Consider the following 392-nt stretch of genomic DNA (forward strand, 5'->3'; position numbering starts at 1 on the left):
TGACGGGGTGGAGCCGCTGCCCGAGGTGGCCGACCTGCCGGTCTGTGCCCCGGCGAAAGGCGAGCTGGCCGCGATGGTGGCCGAGCGGCTGCGGGGCGAGGTCGAGCAGCTGCGACTGGTCGAGGCGTTGTCGAAACGACGACGTGGCCCGCTCGCCGTGGAGCTGAGCGAGATCATCACGAACCTGTACGACACGCTGTCCCGGCACCGGGTCAGCATCAAGCTGGTCGACCGCTGCGCCCCCGAGTTGCCGGAGCTGGCCGAGGTCTGGTTCGGCCAGGGCCGCTCGGGTCTCGTTGTGGTGCTGACCGAGTATCTCCAGCGGCGCAAGGCGTTACGGCTGCCCGGACCGGCGCCGCTGGTCGCTCGCACGATCCTGGAGACCTGCGTGT

1 pseudogene is annotated in these 392 nt (G+C 70.4%); it reads left to right on the forward strand.

Annotated elements, in window-relative coordinates:
* A pseudogene (locus SK571_RS46265) lies at window positions 1-392 on the forward strand (hypothetical protein); the annotation flags it as partial.

Source organism: Lentzea kristufekii (genome assembly GCF_033949925.1).
Taxonomy (GTDB): domain Bacteria; phylum Actinomycetota; class Actinomycetes; order Mycobacteriales; family Pseudonocardiaceae; genus Lentzea; species Lentzea kristufekii.